Annotated in this window: 16 protein-coding genes; 6 read left to right on the forward strand and 10 right to left on the reverse strand. The window is 39.9% G+C overall.

The annotated features are described in order from the left end of the window. Positions 1-150: 150 nt before the first annotated feature. Positions 151-1,737, reverse strand: a complete 1,587-nt coding sequence (locus OA91_RS22160; protein ID WP_046018923.1) for an ABC-F family ATPase — start codon at positions 1,735-1,737, stop codon at positions 151-153. Positions 1,738-2,214: 477 nt separating this feature from the next. On the opposite strand from OA91_RS22160, the gene bluB reads away from it, so the two are divergent. The 3 genes from bluB to OA91_RS22175 all read left to right on the forward strand — a co-directional run bounded on the left by bluB (position 2,215) and on the right by OA91_RS22175 (position 4,855). Then, positions 2,215-2,895, forward strand: a complete 681-nt coding sequence (gene bluB, locus OA91_RS22165; protein ID WP_063339873.1) for a 5,6-dimethylbenzimidazole synthase — start codon at positions 2,215-2,217, stop codon at positions 2,893-2,895. Positions 2,896-2,951: 56 nt separating this feature from the next. After that, entirely contained in the window at positions 2,952-3,344 is a 393-nt protein-coding gene (locus tag OA91_RS22170) for an MAPEG family protein (protein WP_063339874.1), read from the forward strand. Between the two features lie 176 nt (positions 3,345-3,520). Further along, complete coding sequence (locus OA91_RS22175) at positions 3,521-4,855, forward strand: aspartate aminotransferase family protein (protein WP_063339875.1); 1,335 nt, start codon at positions 3,521-3,523, stop codon at positions 4,853-4,855. A gap of 62 nt (positions 4,856-4,917) precedes the next feature. Here the strand turns inward: OA91_RS22175 and OA91_RS22180 are convergent, their stop codons facing one another. Then, entirely contained in the window at positions 4,918-5,394 is a 477-nt protein-coding gene (locus OA91_RS22180) for a hotdog fold domain-containing protein (protein ID WP_082828076.1), read from the reverse strand. A 199-nt stretch (positions 5,395-5,593) separates the two neighbouring features. On the opposite strand from OA91_RS22180, the gene OA91_RS22185 reads away from it, so the two are divergent. Next, positions 5,594-6,118 carry a peroxiredoxin gene (locus tag OA91_RS22185; RefSeq protein ID WP_046018919.1) on the forward strand — a complete coding sequence of 175 codons (525 nt, stop codon included), beginning with the start codon at positions 5,594-5,596 and terminating at the stop codon, positions 6,116-6,118. A 330-nt stretch (positions 6,119-6,448) separates the two neighbouring features. Beyond that, a complete protein-coding gene (locus OA91_RS22190; RefSeq protein WP_063339876.1) occupies positions 6,449-7,705 on the forward strand; it encodes an SGNH/GDSL hydrolase family protein in 1,257 nt (418 codons plus the stop codon). Between the two features lie 62 nt (positions 7,706-7,767). Here OA91_RS22190 and OA91_RS22195 read toward each other — a convergent pair whose 3' ends face one another. The 5 genes from OA91_RS22195 to OA91_RS22220 all read right to left on the reverse strand — a co-directional run bounded on the left by OA91_RS22195 (position 7,768) and on the right by OA91_RS22220 (position 13,155). Then, a complete protein-coding gene (locus OA91_RS22195; RefSeq protein ID WP_063339877.1) occupies positions 7,768-8,457 on the reverse strand; it encodes an alpha/beta fold hydrolase in 690 nt (229 codons plus the stop codon). 8 nt (positions 8,458-8,465) lie between these two features. Beyond that, a complete protein-coding gene (locus OA91_RS22200) occupies positions 8,466-9,092 on the reverse strand; it encodes a LysE family translocator (RefSeq protein WP_046018916.1) in 627 nt (208 codons plus the stop codon). Positions 9,093-9,462: 370 nt separating this feature from the next. After that, on the reverse strand, positions 9,463-10,440 hold the full coding sequence (locus tag OA91_RS22205; RefSeq protein WP_063339878.1) for a transposase: 978 nt from the start codon (positions 10,438-10,440) through the stop codon (positions 9,463-9,465). A 57-nt stretch (positions 10,441-10,497) separates the two neighbouring features. Continuing rightward, entirely contained in the window at positions 10,498-10,842 is a 345-nt protein-coding gene (locus OA91_RS22210) for a LysE family translocator (protein WP_231870439.1), read from the reverse strand. Between the two features lie 858 nt (positions 10,843-11,700). Continuing rightward, entirely contained in the window at positions 11,701-13,155 is a 1,455-nt protein-coding gene (locus OA91_RS22220) for a hypothetical protein (RefSeq protein ID WP_063339880.1), read from the reverse strand. Between the two features lie 766 nt (positions 13,156-13,921). Between OA91_RS22220 and codB the strand changes: the two genes are divergently transcribed. Further along, positions 13,922-15,172, forward strand: coding sequence for a cytosine permease (codB, locus tag OA91_RS22225; RefSeq protein WP_231870440.1), 1,251 nt, complete (start codon positions 13,922-13,924; stop codon positions 15,170-15,172). Positions 15,173-15,188: 16 nt separating this feature from the next. Here the strand turns inward: codB and rarD are convergent, their stop codons facing one another. The 3 genes from rarD to OA91_RS22240 form a co-directional block, all read right to left on the reverse strand. Then, positions 15,189-16,085: an EamA family transporter RarD gene (gene rarD, locus OA91_RS22230; RefSeq protein ID WP_046017758.1), complete on the reverse strand. Its 897-nt coding sequence runs from the start codon at positions 16,083-16,085 to the stop codon at positions 15,189-15,191. 235 nt (positions 16,086-16,320) lie between these two features. Next, positions 16,321-17,049: a 3'-5' exonuclease gene (locus OA91_RS22235; protein WP_046017759.1), complete on the reverse strand. Its 729-nt coding sequence runs from the start codon at positions 17,047-17,049 to the stop codon at positions 16,321-16,323. Next, positions 17,049-18,920 carry a putative nucleotidyltransferase substrate binding domain-containing protein gene (locus tag OA91_RS22240; protein ID WP_052702210.1) on the reverse strand — a complete coding sequence of 624 codons (1,872 nt, stop codon included), beginning with the start codon at positions 18,918-18,920 and terminating at the stop codon, positions 17,049-17,051. The genes OA91_RS22235 and OA91_RS22240 overlap by 1 nt, the downstream gene beginning before the upstream one ends. Between the last annotated feature and the right edge of the window lie 95 nt (positions 18,921-19,015).

A 19,015-nucleotide genomic window follows, 5' to 3' on the forward strand; every position in this document is an offset into this window, starting at 1 on the left:
GGTGAAAGAATCAATCACACTTTATAATGAAAGTAGGCCGCATTTAAGCCTAAAATACAAAACGCCCGATGAGGTACATCGAGCGTTTTAACTGAAATAAGTGTCAACCTATATCAGGACTAGTCAACCAAAAACGAATGTTTTTAGAATTTATACAGCTTGTTTCTCAAGGTACTCATCATAAGTACCGTGGAAATCAACAATGCCTGTTGGTGTGATTTCAATGATACGCGTTGCCAAAGAGGAAACGAATTCACGGTCATGAGAGACGAACAACAAGGTGCCTGCATAGTTTTCTAAAGCCAAGTTCAATGACTCGATAGATTCCATGTCCAAGTGGTTAGTCGGCTCATCCATTAATAGAATGTTTGGACGTTGAAGCATGATCTTACCGAACAACATACGGCCTTGCTCACCACCAGAAATAACCTTAACGGATTTCTCGATCTCTTTTTGAGAGAACAACAAACGACCTAAGGTGCCACGCATAACTTGCTCGTCATCACCTTCTTGGCCCCATTGCCACATCCAATCAATCAGCGTTTTATCTTCTTCGAAGTCTGCTGCATGGTCCTGAGCGTAATAACCGATCTGAGAGTTTTCAGACCATTTAACGGTACCAGCATTAAGCTCAGTATCACCTACCAAACATTTCAGCAGTGTTGATTTACCAATACCGTTTGGCCCAATGATGGCAATACGCTCACCCACTTCAACCATAAGGTCTAGATTTTTAAAGATCTCTTCCTCGTAGGTTTTTCCTAAACCTTCAACCATTAAGGCATTACGGTGAAGTTTTTTCTCTTGTTCAAAACGGATAAATGGGTTCTGACGAGAAGAAGGTTTAACTTCATCAAGTTGAATCTTATCGATTTGCTTAGCACGAGACGTCGCTTGCTTAGATTTAGATGCATTGGCAGAGAAACGGCTAACGAAAGCTTTAAGTTCATTAATTTGCGCTTTCTTCTTCGCGTTATCAGACAATAGACGCTCACGAGATTGAGTCGCTGCTGTCATGTATTCATCATAGTTACCCGGGAATAGGCGTAATTCACCATAATCCAAGTCAGCCATGTGTGTACATACACTGTTTAAGAAGTGACGGTCGTGGGAAATAATGATCATTGTGCAGTTACGCTCATTAAGCACACCACCTAGCCATTCGATAGTATGAATGTCCAAGTTGTTGGTAGGCTCATCAAGTAACAGAATTTCTGGTTCAGAAAATAGCGCCTGCGCTAGCAATACACGTAGCTTCCAACCAGGTGCCACTTCGGTCATTGGACCATAATGTTGTTCAACCGGAATACCTACACCAATTAAAAGCTCGCCTGCACGTGCTTCTGCAGAGTAACCATCCATTTCCATGAATTCAGCTTCAAGGTCACCCGCACGAAGGCCGTCCGCCTCAGTCATGTTAGGGTTAGCATAGATAGCATCTTTCTCAGACTTAACGGCCCAAAGCTCTTCATGACCCATGATTACTGTGTCGATAACACTGTATTCTTCATAAGCAAATTGGTCCTGTTTCAATTTACCAAGACGCTCATTAGGGTCTTTTGAAACATTACCTGATGTTGGCTCTAAATCGCCCCCAAGAATTTTCATTAGGGTGGATTTACCACAACCGTTAGCACCAATTAAACCATAGCGATTGCCTTCGCCGAATTTAACAGATACATTTTCAAAAAGTGGTTTAGCACCAAACTGAATAGTTAGATTTGCAGTAGTTAGCAAGGTCGTCTTCCGATTAAATTATCAATTAAAGTGTTGATCGATACTGTCTATAGGCAGCTATTCACTTATAAAAAAACAGCACTAGCCAGTATCAAATAAAATTTGGCGGCATTATCGCACAAATGAATCCAGACATCAGCACTCGCTTAAGAATTAGTCACAGCATGCCAATGTTTTTAAATTACCCTCGCACCTTTTAGCTAAAACCCGACTATGATAAAACGCCAAGCATTAGAAAAAGCCCTGTAAATCTCACAACTTAGTTTAGATCTTTCGAATTTAAGCCTGAATTGTCAGCAGTGAATAAAATTCACCGCAGCTTCTGTAAAGAATGGTTAAAAAAGAGAACAATCTAGTCTAGTATCTAGGGTTAAAATTTTATTAAACCAAATGAGGGATTATTGGTGGAACTCAGTTAAGCCGTTTATTATTGAAATAAATCGACTGACTGATAGCCTGTTAGAGCTTATATAACCAATGAATAATACCTTTGATTCCAACAAACAATTTGACCAAACTGCTAGCGATATTTTAAGTCAAATCATCCAACACAGGCGCGATGTTCGTGGTAACCGTTTTCTTAAAAACGCGATAAAAAAAGACGATCTTAAACAGATTCTAGATGCCGCCTTGCATGCACCCTCTGTCGGTTTCTCCCAACCATGGGAATTTGTTCTAATCCACAAAGATGAAATCAAGCAACAAATTAGTCAAAGCTTTCAACGTGAAAATGAAAAGGCAAAAGAAACCCTCTCCAAAAGTCTTGATAACGACAAGCAAGCACTTTATCAATCGTTAAAATTAGAAGGGATACAAGAATCACCTTTAAACTTGGCGGTTTTTTATAAGCCCAATAATGCTCCCGTTCTTGGCCAAACAAGTATGCCGGATATGGGTCGCTTTAGCGTGGTATGTGCGATTCAAAATATGTGGTTAATGGCCAGATCTCTCAATATTGGCATGGGCTGGGTCAGCATAGTTAACCCTGATGAGGTTAAGTCTATTTTAAATGCACCTGAAGATAGAGAGCTAATTGCCTATCTGTGCTTAGGCTATGTTGATAAATTTTATGACAAGCCTGAGCTAGAAATCCGAAAATGGGAAGCCCGAAAAAAGGCCGAACAAGTCGTGATTAAAGAGCAGTACGCAGATGTATAAGGTTTTAAACTAAACAAAAAGTAACAGCACCCTCACTTAACGAATAAGAGTTTATTATGATAATAGGTTTTTATCTTTGTTTATTTAGCCTCTTGATTTTGGCCTTATCCTTTAACGTTGTTAAGCAAAGACGTATTTACCGTGTGCCTTATGGTGACGGCGGCTACAAGCCACTTATCTGGGCCAGAGCTAGCCACTTTAATGCCTTAGAAAATATCCCTTTAGCACTCTTATTATTGGCTAACCTTGAAATAAATCAGGCGCCGAGCTGGTTTCTTCACACCCTAGCGATAGGTCTATTTCTCGCTCGTATCATGCATGCAAAAAGCACCTTGAAAGGCTTATGCCGTGGTCGCGCCATTGGCATGCAAATAACCTATGCCATTGTTTTCATTTTGGTTATTGCTAACCTGATTATTCTGCCTTATCACAAGATATTTTCTTTTTAAGATCCAATTCTCAAGCATTTTTTACACACAGCTTTTTAAGCCTGCCTTTTAACATGAATTAGTCAGCCATTTTCTGTTTCACCAAGTGGAAAACCCTAGGTGAAACAGGTATGATGCGCTCGCAAAATCTGGTGTATAACCAGCCACATCATCTCCTTTATATATGCAAGAGCCCCATGACTGATCAAGCTAAACCTCAATCTGCAAAACTACTTAAAACAGCCCATACACATATGCCTATGGGCGTTGCCGATAGCTACCGTTATTGGGGCGAAGATAAAACTGTTTTTGTAAAAAGTACTAAAGGCGCGACCATCACAGATTGTGATGATCAAGAGTTTATCGACTTTCGTCTTGCTTATGGCCCTATTATTCTAGGTTACCGTGATTCACGTGTTGATGAGGAAGTGATTAAAGCGATCACTCAAGTGGGCACTATTTCTGGTTTTTCTACCGAACTAGATTCTGAAGTTGCAACCTTAATCAAAGATCTTTGCCCTCAAATTGAAAAACTTCGTTTTGCTAACTCAGGCACAGAAGCGGTATTAGGTGCAGTACGAACAGCGCGTGGTTTTACAGGTCGCAATAAAATTGTGGTTGTCGAAGGTGGTTTTCATGGCTTGTACGATGAAATGATGTGGAAATCAGATGTTGATAATTGGGATGCGAACACTCAAGCAGCACCTGAAGTGGCCGCTTTTGGTATTGGTATTCCAGAAAGCAGCAAAGAACATCTTGAAACCGTTCCTTTAAATGATCTAGAGGCATTAAAAGAAGTTTTTGAGCGAGTTGGTCATGACATCGCTGCGATTGTTATCGAGCCTATTATGGGTAACTGCGGCAGTATTGCAGCAACTCAAGATTATATTCAGGCTTTGCGTGATATTTCTGACAAGAATGAATCATTGCTTATCATGGATGAAGTGAAGACAGGTTTCCGCGTTGCTAAAGGTGGCGTTCAAGAGCTTTATGGTATTTATGCAGACTTAACCACCTACGCAAAAGCCATGGGCAATGGTTACCCTGTTGCTGCTTTTGGCGGTAAAAAAGACATCATGGATAAGATCAACTTTGGTAAAAATGGCGTGACCCATGGTGGTACTTATACGGCTAACATGATCGCTTTAAGCGCGGCTAAAGCAACGTTAACACTATTACGTGATACCGACGCACTTGCCACTGTTGATGCGAACGGCCGTGCAATCCAAGAACGCCTTGGTAAAGTATTCAGTCACTTTGGAATAGAGCACAAATTCGCTGGTCCTGATGCTATGTTTGGCATTCACTTTGGTACTTTTGTTCCTCAAAACTACCGTGATTGGAAGCAAACAGACTCAGAGCTTTACACTGAGTTTGCTTTTAACCTGATTAAAAAAGGCATCATGCTTGAACCTGATTCTCGTGAACCTTGGTTCATTTGTGAAGCCCATCAAAACATTGATCTAGACTGGTTAGAAGCAACCGCCATGTCTGCTATGCAAGAAGCGATCGAGACACATAAAGCGAAGTAATTTAGTTTTAAACAGCAGGCAACTTGCCTGCTGTTTATACCATTTTGTGAGCTTATCTTATGCTATTTTCTAGCACTCACCTTCATCTTAATCTGCGCATTGAACACTTCCACGCCTTGAGTATCCAGCACACTGACAGGTAAGACATGATCCCCTTCCTGCAAGTTTTGATAATTTGCTATTTCACAGACTGCTCTTAAGTTAGTTTTTGCCATTTTCTGATATTTCACTTCCATACCGACAGGAATCCAACGATATCTAGCATCTAGTGAAACATCTAAACAAGTACCAGCCGCCAACTCAGCAGCATTACACATAGCAATCGCATGAACAGTATTAATGTGATTAGTCACGCTGCGACGCTTTTTAACATGTACTTCGACCAAGCCTGGTTCTAAACGATAGAAGTAAGGATGTATCGATGCAAAATAAGGTGCTTTAAAACAGACAGCTTTTGAAAATAAGGTTCGCCCAATAGGGTTGCTACCTAATTTCCCCCATAAATTTAGCGCCATACTCCTTGATGCTTGATAACTCATAAATCCACTCCTGCCTAGTTGAAGTTTCACCTTAACCAATCACTTTTTAATTCAACAGGTTAAAAAAAGGCAAAATAGCTAACAATAAGCTTCAGCTTGTTGGAATTTAAGCGCAATTCACTTGCACCAGGCGCTAATCCATTAGAGACTTAAAGCTCTACTTAAATGTCTAAATTGTATCTTAAACAAGGATTAACACATGAGAAGCACAGTCCCTCAGGTCACGTTCAAGACTCGCGTAAGAAATGAAGCATTAGGTGGTCCTAACCCATTTGAATGGAAAGACCTCACCACTGATGATGTTTTTAAAGGTAAGAATGTTGTTGTTTTCTCTCTACCTGGCGCATTCACACCGACATGCTCTACCTCTCACCTTCCTCGTTTTGAAGAGTTGTACGATGAATTTACAGCACAAGGTGTAGACGCTGTTGTTTGTCTTTCTGTCAACGATGCTTTCGTCATGTTCCAATGGGGCAAAAGCCAGAATGCTCAAAATGTATTCCTATTACCTGACGGTAATGGCGACTTCACAAGACAAATGGGCATGCTAGTTAAGAAGGATAACCTTGGCTTTGGTATGCGTAGCTGGCGTTATGCTATGTATGTTGAAGATGGCTCAATCACCAAAATGTTCTCTGAAGAAGGCTATCAGGATGATGCACCAGCAGATCCATTTGAAGTCTCTGATGCAGATACAATGTTAGCTTACCTAAAGCAAAGATAAGCTAATCAGGCCATAGCTTAATGAGTATATTGTTAAGCTATGGCACACTTTATTGAGTGCTTTTAGCGTGCGATTTCTTGCGTTATTCTAAACTTACCTCGCTTTTCCCCTCCTTTTAAATTTCATATTACAAAATATTCTAGAGATGTTAACAGCTCTCAGTTTTATTAAATGAGCCTTTAATAAAAAGAATTTGAGCCCGGAGATATTCCTATTGGTAATTTATAAAATTTGTTGATATAAAAATTTGTAATATTTCTGTTTAATATTTGATCACAAACATCAAATTTTTCAGTCATAGAGGTTTTACACTTTTTATGGAGTTAACGAATGAATCAAACAATAAAAAAATTCGGCTTATTACCTTTTCTAATTTTGCCTTTCTATGGTGCAACAGCGAATGCCGCTGCAGACTTATCAAGTAAGCAAATAGCTAATCTACAAGCAGACGAGACAAAAACCTATGTTAGGTGTTGGTATCGCCCTTCTGGCGATCACAATGATGCAAGAACAAGCTGGGAGTGGGCATTAAAAGATGATGGTAGTTACTACTCGATAAAAGGTTACTGGTATTCAAGTACCTCTTGGAAAAACATGTTTTATACGGATGTTGAAAACGCCACTATCCGTGAGCGTTGTGAAGCCACTCTTAATGCCGATTACGATGGCGCAGATATCACTTTTTACGCGGCAGATACGCGTTTATCTTATAACCACACTATCTGGACAAATGATGTTGCCAGTAATGATGACAACGTAAGTAAAATCAATAAAGTGGTGACATTTGGCGACAGTATCTCAGATGCTGGCAACATCTATAACGCTTCTCAATGGATATTCCCAAATGATAAAACTTGGTTCCTAGGCCACTTCTCAAATGGCTTGGTTTGGAATGAGTATTTATCATTAGCAAAAGGTTTGCCTAACTATAACTGGGCGGTTGGCGGTGCAGCGGGCTCCGATCAATACGTAGTGCTATCGGGTTTAACTAGCCAAGTAGAGTCCTATGTTGAATACATGCAGTTAGCGAAAAATTACGACACTAAAGACACTCTTGTTACGTTAGAGATAGGCTTGAACGACTTTGTTAACTATGACAGAAGTGTCGCTGAAGTTAGCGCAGACTTTACCGAAGCAGTTGATAATCTCATCGCTAATGGTATTGAAAATATGCTGGTATTGGCACTTGTTGATGCCTCTATTGCGCCTCAATTCAAATATGCTGATCCAAGCAAAGCCGATGAAGTAAAAGCGAAAATAGTTGAATACAATGCCTTTGTAGAAGGCAAAGTAGCTGAGTATCAAGCACAAGGCCTTAACTTCGTACTTTACGATACTTTCAGCTTATTTGAAGACATTGTTGCGTCACCAGGTGACTATGGCTTACGTAACACCAGTGATTCTTGCCTAGATATTAATCAGAGCTCGTCTTCTGATTACTTAAAGTCTCATGACCTTAGATCTGATTGCGATACCTATGGTTCTGATACTTACTTATTCTGGGGTGTAACCCATCCTACAACGCAAACACACAAAATCATTTCTGATGCTGTAGTTGAAAATGCACTACCAAACTTTAATTTCTAATACGTTAAACGTTAGTCATTAAAATTAGAGATAAGCAGGCCTTTCACTTAAGGCCTGCTTTTTTAGTTAAAGAATGCATTTATCTCACGACTTATCATGATAGGCTCTTCAAGCGGCAACATATGACTACTACCTGCCACCATTTTTTGCGACATCTTGTGACCCGCCAAGGCCTTAAGTTCCTGCATCCAAGCAAGATTAATTAAGTTATCTTTTTGGCTATAAATAAAACGAACATCACAATCTAATGCCAATAAAGGCTGCATAAGATCATCACGCGAAGAAGTATTTTCAAGCTGACTCAACAATGTATCTGCCCCCAATGTTTTATCCATCTCCAAAATAAGATCGATATGCAAAGCAGACTTCTCTGCCAATAAGGCTTCTGCTTTCACTCTTGACATACCTTTATAGCCAAAGCGTTTGAGTATGGAGACTGTCTGTTTACGCAAGCTAAGTTCATCAGCATTGAGAGCGCAAGGGCTGTTAGCGAGCACCATGAGTTTATTTAGCCTTTCGGGGAAGCGACTCGCTACTAAACTGGCAATATAGCCACCTAAGGAAAAACCTAAAAGGTTAACCCTATCCTCTTCAAACTGAGCAACAAGATGATCTGAAATGTCATCTAAGCTCATCTTGTTGGGTATTGTGAGATAACAAAGTTCAAACTCATCAGATAATGAAGGCAATAAAAATTGCCATAATTGCTCTGTACACATGGTGCCAGGAATAAGGTACAGCTTGGTTTTCATCTCTCTCACTATTTTTGTTTCATAAATGCTATGGCTAAACCTGAGCTAATAAAGGTCAAGCCAGCACTGATATTCATACCAGAAACGAGCCTTGGTCTCGACGCTAAAAAGCTAGAAAGTTTAGAGGCAAAAATCCCCATTAGCGCAAAACCAACGGCAGTTAACAAAGCAAACCAAACGCCATATACCAGCATTTGTTGGCTCACTGAGCCAAGCTTAGGATCTACAAATTGAGGAATAAAGGCGAGGACAAACATACCCGGTTTTGGGTTAAGCGCAGCGGACAAAAACCCTGTCGAAAAGATATTGGTTAATGACTGTTTTTTAACCGGCTCTAAGCTAAAGAGGTTTCGGGATCTCAGTACCTTAATACCTAAGAATATTAAGTAAGCCGCACCAATGATTTTAACGGCATAAAAAGCAACTTCAGAGGTTTGTATCAATAGGGTTAAACCAAAGGTGGCCGCTAAAACATGGAATAAAATACCTGTACCAGAAGAAAATCCAGATAGCGCAGCAGCCACTTTACCTTGGCTTAAACCACGTCCAATGGCTAATAAATTATCTGGCCCTGGGGTAATAACCAGCAATAAACAGGCTAATGTAAAACTCATCCAAACAGCAATGGGGAACATAATAAACTCCTTTTAGTTAATAAAAAGACTCTATCCCACTCAAGCAACATTAGCCAAGTTATTTAAGGTCGAATTTGCAGACTGCTCATTACTTTTCGATACTTCTCAAAACAAAAGCGACTATTGCAATGACAACACTCCCTATCTCTCCTCTCTTTTTAAACGAGACAGGCATTTTAAAAGGGATGAAATACTGCCCACCTCTTTAATTACATTCGCTTGGTCTTTTTGGCGCTTTATTACAGAGAAGAAAGAGATACCCTTAATTTAGCGGCTAATTTCAGAGCATTAATTGCAGATTTTAAAATTGAAGGCAAAAGTATCTCTCGCGTTAGCGATATAGAAGATTTTAAAGTACTGATACTAAAACTTAAGTGAGCAAGCGCCTACAAGCGGCTAAACCCGATCGTCGCTGTAATTCGGTATGCTCACAATACTTAGCAAGAAGTAGCTCTGAACCAACCGCAGATTTAAAGTGCTTTTCAAAGCCTGTGCTTATCTCCAGCCATTGCTCAGACGTTATGTTTATTCGCTGCAAGATTGGTGCTAGCGAAATATCCAATGAACCTCGTTTGTCTTCCTTAATCACCCTGCCTGTTAGATCAATCAATTCAAGATAATCCTCAAGCTTAAAAGGCAACCCCTCTGGCTGATCTTCTCTCTCATAGCCGATAAAGGGAAACAAAGTTTTGGGCTGAACTTGATGTGCTTTAGCCACTTCAATACGAGTTTTGATGCTTGTATGCTTCGAGGTTTCTGGTGTTTTTTCCATCTTAGCTCTAACCGGATTTAGATCGACATACGCCATACAGGAAACCAGTGCAGCTTCGTCTAGCAAGGCTTGAGATTTAAAGCGGCCCTCCCAGAAATGGCCGGTACACTTATCCTCATTATTCGCCATCCGAGCGATTGGCTCGTTGAGCTCTTTCATGAACCAACTGATGCTCATCAGTCTCTTTCGGTACTTCTCACACCTTTCGTAAACTAAAGCTAACTCAAACTCTTCTAATCTTCTGTTTTCTAAATACTTTTGAGTGAATTGAGTGCCTTTATGCAAACTATGCCAGCGCTCAAGCACTTCTCTGATTGACCAACTTCTCGCTTTATCAGCATCAATGTGAAGTACCAAATGAGTATGATTGCTCATGACGGCGTAGGCGCATATATCGATAGCAAAAACCTTAGCTAAGGCTAGCATTTTATCTTCGATCCAAGCTCGCCTGTGCTCATAACTTCTCCCAGTAGATTCATCTACTCCGCACAGAAAAGTACGTCTGACACAACGTAAAACACAATGGTAGTAAGGCGTATCTTGTAGGCTAATTAGGGACTTTCGTGGTTTTGGCATTTTAGATTCCTCATCCTTGAGTGAATTTAATAAAGCTAGATTGTGATTAGAAGAAGGTCAAATTGGTATGCCTGTCCTATTAATGCTCCTTTTAACCGGCTCTAAGCTAAAGAGATTTCGGGATCTCAGCACCTTAATGCCTAAAAATATTAAGTAAGCCGCACCAATAATTTTAACCGCGTAAAAAGCAACTTCAGAGGTTTGTATCAAGAGGGTTAAACCAAAGGTAGCCGCTAAGACATGGAATAAAATACCGGTACCAGAAGAAAATCCAGATAGCGCAGCAGCCACTTTACCTTGGCTTAAACCACGTCCAATGGCTAATAAATTATCTGGCCCTGGGGTAATAACCAGCAATAAACAGGCTAATGTAAAACTCATCCAAACAGCAATGGGGAACATAATAAACTCCTTTTAGTTAATAAAAAGACTCTATCCCACTCAAGCAACATTAGCCAAGTTATTTAGGGCTGCATTTGCAAATTGCTCATTAGTTTTCGATTTTCCTCAAAACGGAAGCCACTATGGCAATGACAATGCTCTCTATCTCTCCTGCCCTTTTGAACAAGACAGGCATATTAAAAAACACTTAAGGACATTAACGCCGAATGAGAATTCTTCATATGAAGGAGTTAAACCTTCAAATTGGCATGCCTGTCCTATTAGTACACGTTATAACCTTATTTTCCACGTAGCACAGTTACTAGTTTTATAGCCTCTGATATTGAGAGCTTTTTATTGGTACAAAGAATAGAACCAAGAACAGACAGCATAAATGAAGAAAGCAAAAAATATAACACATTAGGTTTGCCCGCCCAGCTTAATGATAAAGCAAAAATAAGACTGATTAGGCTAAATAGAAAAACGATGACGATAGAAAAAGAAAGGTGATCTTTAAGAGTCACGGCTGCCCCCATTCTGACAGATATCCGCCACTCCTTTGGCGCCCGAACATACCTTGTGTAGTATGTATTAAATAAAATTTTCAACCAGTCTAAAGAAATTGAGGTATATGTCAATGATTTCTAACGCCTACGGGCCTCCAAATCAAGGTAACTGTCCCATAAATTGACATACCTGTCCCGATAAAGCTATTCGACCTTTTGAGAAATTATTATGACTGCCCTATTAATACCCTTGAACAACTAACTTTGAAAGCAAAAGATCAAACTTCTCATTGTTCAAAAAAGATCAAATTGGCATGCCTGTCCCGTTAGTGACACGAGCCTGCTATTTTACGTCCTTTGGTTAAAGCGTTTGTTATATTTTTGCTAACTCAGGAATCGGTTCCTTTGTAGAAAAAACGAATGAAGTTGAATTCAACACATCGTATGGTTGAAAGAAACCTTGATTCCCATTTTCATCGCACGAAAATATGTGTGAAATGTCTGGAAAGTCATTAGGGTCAACAGGATGCAAGGCATTTGGGTTATGGTACATTACCAAACTCTCTGACCATGATTCCGTATACTCAGGCGAATCTACATCTTCATGGAAAGGTATGCCAGCAAAAGCTTCTGGATCAGGATTAAAACGAGTGCCAGCCCTCAAGATTTTAATATCTTCCCCACCCATACCAGCGAGCTTACCCATACGATTAAACTTTGTAATAGTTGCTGCATTGCTAAATAAGATAGCACTAACATTCTCAGAATCAGGCTGATTGAAAAAGCCAGAAGGAATTGATTTACCTTTCCATTCATGAGTCTCTATACGGGTAATTTGTGGCTTTCCATCTACAGTCGATGTCCTAAAACCATATAAGTATTCCATTAAGGCAGTTCTAGACCAAGTCATAGAGCCTGTACTATGAAAGTCATGTATTGCGAATACTAATGGCTTGTCTTGAACATGAGGTTTTTCCCAATATCTCTTCTTGAGCTTAGAATATAAAGGGCTACCAAATTTAATTGGCATATAGCTGTTGAGAAGTTCTCGTAACTTTTCGGGATCTTCCGGCGCCTCTTCATCTGGACGCGCTTGATTTTCACTCGGATTCACTGTCACAGCTTCAACTAAATATTCATGCACCCTATTAGTAATGTGGAAGTCAGGTGCAGCATTCCCTTTAATTTGAGTGAATTTATCGTGGAAATAGATATATAGATACAACTCCCAAAGGCGAGCGTCAAAGCCATGAGTTTGAAATTCTTTTATATAATGACCATCAGGGTCATCAAAAGTATACACAATTTCCTTTATCAAATTTCGAGCTGCTTCCATCCTAGGTTCTTCAGCTAAAGCTACATAGATGGGGTTCAACTTTTCTCGCTCAACTAAAGGCTTAAAAAGTTCATTGGTTAATTTAATTTCATCTCCTTGAGGGTAAAAGGATTGACCATCATTTTTGTATTTTTTAATAGCTTTGATTAGTTCATTTCGAGCACCTAGTTCACTAGGTTTAAATGTTTTGCTGACTTCTAGCGCCCTAAATATTTTTCTAGTATCGCGCCCCATAATGACAAAGCCATAATCATTATCGATTGCATCTCTAAAAACAGTCGCTAGAATTTTTTTATCGTATGCAATAAACCACTGTTTTTCATCTGCTGTACTTCTCGCCATAGGATGACGTGAAAAACAAAAAGCATCAAATTGGCGCCTAGAAAGACTCCTCACTCCTGATAGCAATTTAACTGCCACATCAGTTTTTTTACGTCTCTTTTCAAGCTTCTTCTTTCTTTTCTGATCTCGAGACAACTTAGCTTTTGCCATCAAGTACCTCTGAACTCAATTAAAAATATAACATTTTAATAATGCGCACGCTCGATTTGACCACCGCACTCAAAACGCCACATTACTCTTTTTTAGATAAGATTTTAAAAGGAAAGGTCACTTATATAAGGAAAACCTTCCTGGCTAAACGCGCATTCGCGTTATTTCGACTCTTATTTATGCATGCCAGGCAGGGTTATTTTCGCGCCCTTCCATAACTTATTGATTCTAAATAATTTTAAAATTGACAATGTAGGTCATATCACGGAATGTTTCCTCCGTTAGTGCTAAAGCTATCAGATCAAAAAACCACACCTTGCGTACATAATGGAAAAATAATCTTACTCAGTTTTCTCCACATTTCAATCAATTTCAGTCTTATTAATCTAACAGTTAGTCTAACTATAACAACAACTTATATTAAAACAACTCAATTAAAGGCAGGCTCAGTTTTATAGGAAACCCATCTTTATAAACCTATTTGAAATCCATCAGTATTACAGAATATTTCACCGCTACTCTTATTCACTTTTTGGCTTGGCCCTTTTTATGCGGCTTTTCTATGTGCTTGCGAGCTTATTTGGCACTTAAGAATGGATGAGGAATAGTTTTAAACAAGACCGCTATTTTAAATAGTCTCTTCTTTTAAAAGCCCCCTACTTTAAAAGCCCGCTAACGCCTTAACCTAAAAAGGGGATTTCTGCATATTGCTTGCAACCTTTTTCGCTTTGTACGAATCTAGTTTAAACACAATATGGATAGTGACATGCTCTCAAATAATGACTTCCCCTTAAGCCCTGTGCCTTTAGATCAACGCAAGGGCTTTGTCTCAATGACAAGCGTATTGTTAGGTTTCACCTTTTTTACTGCAACTATGTGGGCTGGGGGGAAATTAGGCTCATCCTTTAGTTTTTATGAGCTTATTGGTCTCATTGTTATTGGTAACTTATTACTGGGTAGTTACGCTGCAAGCCTAGGTTATATTGCCTATCGTACTGGTCTTAATACTGTTCTTCTTAGTCGTTATTGCTTTGGTAACCAAGGTAGTAAGCTTGTCGACCTCATACTTGGTTTTACTCAAATAGGTTGGTACGCCTGGGGCACAGCTACCATTGCCATTGTGCTTGTTGAATTACTTAATTTATCTCAAAGCCTTACTCTGCCATTAATGCTTTTCTTTGGATTCGCCTTTTGTCTCACTGCTCTCATTGGATATCGAGGCTTAGAAATTTTATCTAAGATATCTGTCCCTGCCATGCTCTTTTTCATTGGTTTAAGCCTCTTTCAAGGGGCAATTGATATAGGTGGAATAGAGGCACTAATCAGTCAAACGCCCGAACAGAGCTTAAGCTATTCAGCCGCGATCACCCTGGTATTTGGCACCTTTGTTAGTGGTGCAACGCAAGCCACCAATTGGAGTCGCTTCTCAAAATCTGGAAAAATTGCGATTACAAGTACCCTATTGGCATTCTTTATAGGCAATGGCTTGATGGTGTTTATTGGAGCCTTTGGTAGTTTAGTTTACCAACAAGCAGATATGGTTGATGTGCTTGTTAGCCAAGGGTTTATGCTGATTGCTGTCTTGATGTTATTTAGCAATATTTGGACAACTCAAGACAATACTATTTATAACTTTGCCGCTGCAGGCTGCCATTTATTGCGAACTAAGCAAAGAAGCCGAGTCATTCTAGCCGGAGCAAGCATAGGTACACTACTCGCTGTATTTGGTATGTATGAATTCCTCATTCCCTTTTTGATTCTATTAGGCACCTTCATTCCACCTATCGGCGCTATTATTATCACCGACTTCTGGCTTAAGCGACGTCACGATACGCTTAGTTTTGAAGATGTCACCTTCTCAAAGATAAATTATGCAGGGGTTATAGCTTATTCGATGGGGTCTGGTGCCGCTTACTTAAGCGAATGGGTTGCACCTATTATTGGTATTCTCGTTGCTGCTATCAGCTATGGTTTATTGGACCTGCTATTAAGAAAGCAGGTCCAGATAGAGGCCTAAACTATTAAGGCCTAAGTTAATGATTGGCGGGTTTATGGCGTTTTGAATCTCGTCTTACTGAATCAAACCCATAAAGCAGTAGGCCGATCCAAATAAAGGTAAAGGTCAGCGCCTTAGCTGGCTCTAGCTCTTCCCCATAAACAAAGATAGCCAACCCTAGAATCATGGTTGGTCCAATGTATTGCATAAAACCTAAGGTCGATAACTTGACTGTTTTAGAGGCAAGCGAAAATAGCAATAAAGGCAGTGTTGTCACAGGGCCAGCAAGCATAAATAGCATCCAAGTTGTTAACTCTCGCTCTGCGACATTACCACCAGCATTGTACAAGTAGCCCATAATGATAAAGGCAATTGGCATGAGAAGACTGGTTTCAACAAATAAAGAGGTAAAACTGTCTGTCGGTGTTTTCTTATGGCAAAGGCCATAAAAACCAAATGACAAAGCTAAGAGTATCGAAATCCAAGGTAAATAACCTAAAGCGACAACCTGTATACCTACCCCTATCACAGCCAATCCTAAAGCGATAAGTTGAACTCTATTCAGGCGCTCACTCAAAAAGAAATAAGCCAATATGACACTAATAAGCGGATTAATATAATAGCCTAAGCTTGCATCTATCATTCTATCTGTTGCGATAGCATAGATAAAAACAGACCAATTCACCCCGATTAAAAAGGTAGTGGCTAACAAGGTTTTAACGGTTTTACTTGAAGCAAGTGCGCTTTTTACGTTGCCCCACTTACCCATAAATGTAATCACGATCGCTAACAGAGCAACAGACCAAATAACCCTATTCGCCACAATATCCAGTGGATTTTCATCTGCCATCCACTTGAAGTAAATAGGCGTTATCCCCCATAAAATATAGGCAGACAGAGCAGGCACTATGCCTTTATTCACCGACGTATTCATAATGTCCCTATGATTTGAAACGAATAGAAAGATTCTAGTAAGCAGTTATTTCCTAACCTAAGAAATAAGTCAGGGAAAAATGGATTGTAAAACAAGGTTCAGATTGAGCCAAGTGTATTTACATTGCAGGTTAACCTCTTAGAAGATTAAGTGTCTTATTTTTAAGACACTTAATCTAGAGGCTTTTATCCACACGCTGAAGCAGGAGGACTTATTCGCAAGTTTCCTAGCGAGTTCAACTCCAATAGTCTGCTAGCGGTTTATCTGCATCAAGATGATGGGCAATTTGCGCTTGTAACAATTCAGCGGATGAGAAAGCATCGGTTAGGGCATGATGGGCTTTATATCTAGGTAGGCCATATCTTTGACGACAGGCATCTAAACGTACAGACGTATTTGCGGTAAAAATTCGCTTTAACAAAGACCTTTGTTTGAGTACTTTTTGCTCGATTGCCAAAGTATCTAAAATGGGAAAGAATAAATCTTGTCCGTATAGTTTTTTGGCCGCTTGATAAAGAAACTGCCTTTCAATTGCAGCACAATGCACCACGACAACCTTCCCTGCCATTGCCTCTAAAATTGACTCAAAGTAACGGCTTAAAGGCGGTGCTTGCTCCACATCTGAATGTGTTAGTTCATGGATAGTAATGGATTCGGCAGACAGCCTAGCACCAGGATTAACCACCCAATATTGAGCACTGGCACATTTCACCCGCTTAGTACTCATGGTCACAGAACCCACACTCACTATGGTATCTTTTTGACTTCGAAGCCCTGTGGTTTCAAGGTCTAAAGCTAGCATGGGAGAGTCTGCAAGCTTAGTATCAAGTGCAGGCACTCCCGCTTGATAAAAACGCTTTAGCGGCCCTTCGGGTAAGGTTTGTGCTTGAGTTAAATAGTAATCATGCCAATCAAAGGCCTGATTACTATCTTGTCTAAAATTATCGTACAGCTTGGCTAACATTAGGAACGCTCACCTGCATAACGAAACTTAATAAACTCTTGCTGGCGCGATACGACATGAAAAGCATCCCTTAAATTACGCCTTTCAAGGCTAGATAAATGCTCTGGGTTAACATGGTTATTCGGTGTTAAGCCTTGATCAATCTGTTCGGTTTGATGTCGTATTCTCACCATGCTGATAAGCTCTAATGCCATGGCTAAGTCACGTGCTCGACCTTCTTGTAGAATTCCTGCCGCTTCAATATCTTGCAGGCGCTCCATGGTATTAAGTTTACGACTACCACAGGCTAAAGCATGAACTCGAACAATATCAATAATGGGCGCTATGCCCCTTTCTTTTAGGTTAAATGTTTTAGACTGTTTACCACTTCCATCAAGTACAAACTGCCTAAAGAAACCCAAAGGCGGCTTTCTCTGATTAGCATTGCGAGACATATGAGATAAGAAGCGTCTATGCTGTTGAGTCTGTAAGTGAATATGGTCTGTTAATTGTCTTGCTAATGATTGCTCACCATACACACAGCGCAAATCAAAAAAGATAGAGCTTCTTAACAAGGCTTCTGGTTTAGGGTTTTGAATCCAATCGCTAAAGTAGCTTTTCCATTGTGACAAAGGTTGGCGCCACAAAGTATTGCTGGCCATAATATCGCCCGTGCAAAGTGGATAACCACACTGATCTAAACTCTGGCATAACCAATCAGCAAGGGTTTTAAAATACTCCCCATGCACTTCCTCATCATAATCATCCGATAAGATAAAGGCATTGTCTTGATCTGTGCTGATCGTTTGCTCTTCTCTAGCTTGAGAACCTAGTGCAATAAAACAAAATGGAATAGGCGCTGGGCCAAATTTCTTCTCAGCCAACTGCAATAAGCGTTCAATGAAGGTAGTACCTATTCGGGACAAGGCATTGCCTATCATGACACTGTTAGCATCAGCATGTACCAATTGGGTAAAGGTATGGGTCATTTTACGGCTGATAGCCTGTAACGCACTCACGTCTTGCTGTTTAAAGATGTCACTGATGAGATACATACTACCGTGACTTTCTTTTTGCACTATATCCCCGGTACTTATTACCCCTATGGCTTTGCCATTTTTAGTAATAGGTAAATGGTGAACATTTTGGGCCATCATTTTCATCACAGCTTCTGAAGCAAAGTCACCACTGTCCAATGTAATTGGATCTTCCGTCATGATGACCTTTACTGATTCATCATAACTTAGGCCTTTGGCTATCACTCGGGTTCTTAGGTCTCTATCGGTTACTATGCCGACCAATTCTTCCTCATGGGTAATCAGTAAGCTTGAAACACGCTTATCCGCCATTCTTTGTGCCGCTTGTTGAATGCTGACATCATCTTCGATACTAATCGGTGGGCGTCTTAATAAGCTTTTTACAGGGCATGTCATTAAGGAGACATCTTGATTAGAGTTTTGGTTTTGCGCCTCTATGGCTGTGCGCAAACGATTCTCTCGAATCAACTCAAAAAAGTCTGAAAAGATATCGTATTCTACATAAAGTTTTTTAAACCAATGAGCAGGAATGAGGTAAAATAAACAGTCTTCAATTGCTTTGATTTCCTGACTGACTTTACCATCACGTAGTAGGGATAAATAACCGAAAAGCTCCCCCTCTTCCATGCGTCTTAGTAACTGATCTTTGGTTGATAAAACTTCAACCGCACCGCTTCGAATAAAATAAAGGTGCTCGTTAATGGTATTGGGTACGATAATGGACTCGCCATTTCGTACATATTGAATTTCAATTTCATGGACCATTTGCTCTATCAGCTCAGGCTCTTGCATTTCACTAAAGGGCGGATACTGATTTAAGGCATCCAACATTTCTGTTAATTCCACTTCCATCATACTTCTTCACCACCTAGCTTAAACAATCAAGCATATTTATACAGATCTAAAATAAATAAAGCGATGTATGAAGCCATACACCGCTTTATTAGAGC

The sequence above is a fragment of the Marinomonas sp. SBI8L genome (assembly GCF_001624705.1).
GTDB lineage: Bacteria > Pseudomonadota > Gammaproteobacteria > Pseudomonadales > Marinomonadaceae > Marinomonas.

Coding starts and splice junctions, on each gene's coding strand:
- OA91_RS22180 (WP_082828076.1), bottom strand. CDS start 5,394: ATGAGTTATCAAGCATCAAGGAGTATGGCGCTAAATTTATGGGGGAAA.
- OA91_RS22235 (WP_046017759.1), bottom strand. CDS start 17,049: ATGTTAGCCAAGCTGTACGATAATTTTAGACAAGATAGTAATCAGGCC.
- rarD (WP_046017758.1), bottom strand. CDS start 16,085: ATGAATACGTCGGTGAATAAAGGCATAGTGCCTGCTCTGTCTGCCTAT.
- OA91_RS22200 (WP_046018916.1), bottom strand. CDS start 9,092: ATGTTCCCCATTGCTGTTTGGATGAGTTTTACATTAGCCTGTTTATTG.
- OA91_RS22205 (WP_063339878.1), bottom strand. CDS start 10,440: ATGCCAAAACCACGAAAGTCCCTAATTAGCCTACAAGATACGCCTTAC.
- OA91_RS22175 (WP_063339875.1), top strand. CDS start 3,521: ATGACTGATCAAGCTAAACCTCAATCTGCAAAACTACTTAAAACAGCC.
- codB (WP_231870440.1), top strand. CDS start 13,922: ATGCTCTCAAATAATGACTTCCCCTTAAGCCCTGTGCCTTTAGATCAA.
- bluB (WP_063339873.1), top strand. CDS start 2,215: ATGAATAATACCTTTGATTCCAACAAACAATTTGACCAAACTGCTAGC.
- OA91_RS22220 (WP_063339880.1), bottom strand. CDS start 13,155: ATGGCAAAAGCTAAGTTGTCTCGAGATCAGAAAAGAAAGAAGAAGCTT.
- OA91_RS22170 (WP_063339874.1), top strand. CDS start 2,952: ATGATAATAGGTTTTTATCTTTGTTTATTTAGCCTCTTGATTTTGGCC.
- OA91_RS22185 (WP_046018919.1), top strand. CDS start 5,594: ATGAGAAGCACAGTCCCTCAGGTCACGTTCAAGACTCGCGTAAGAAAT.
- OA91_RS22195 (WP_063339877.1), bottom strand. CDS start 8,457: ATGAAAACCAAGCTGTACCTTATTCCTGGCACCATGTGTACAGAGCAA.
- OA91_RS22190 (WP_063339876.1), top strand. CDS start 6,449: ATGAATCAAACAATAAAAAAATTCGGCTTATTACCTTTTCTAATTTTG.
- OA91_RS22240 (WP_052702210.1), bottom strand. CDS start 18,920: ATGATGGAAGTGGAATTAACAGAAATGTTGGATGCCTTAAATCAGTAT.
- OA91_RS22210 (WP_231870439.1), bottom strand. CDS start 10,842: ATGTTCCCCATTGCTGTTTGGATGAGTTTTACATTAGCCTGTTTATTG.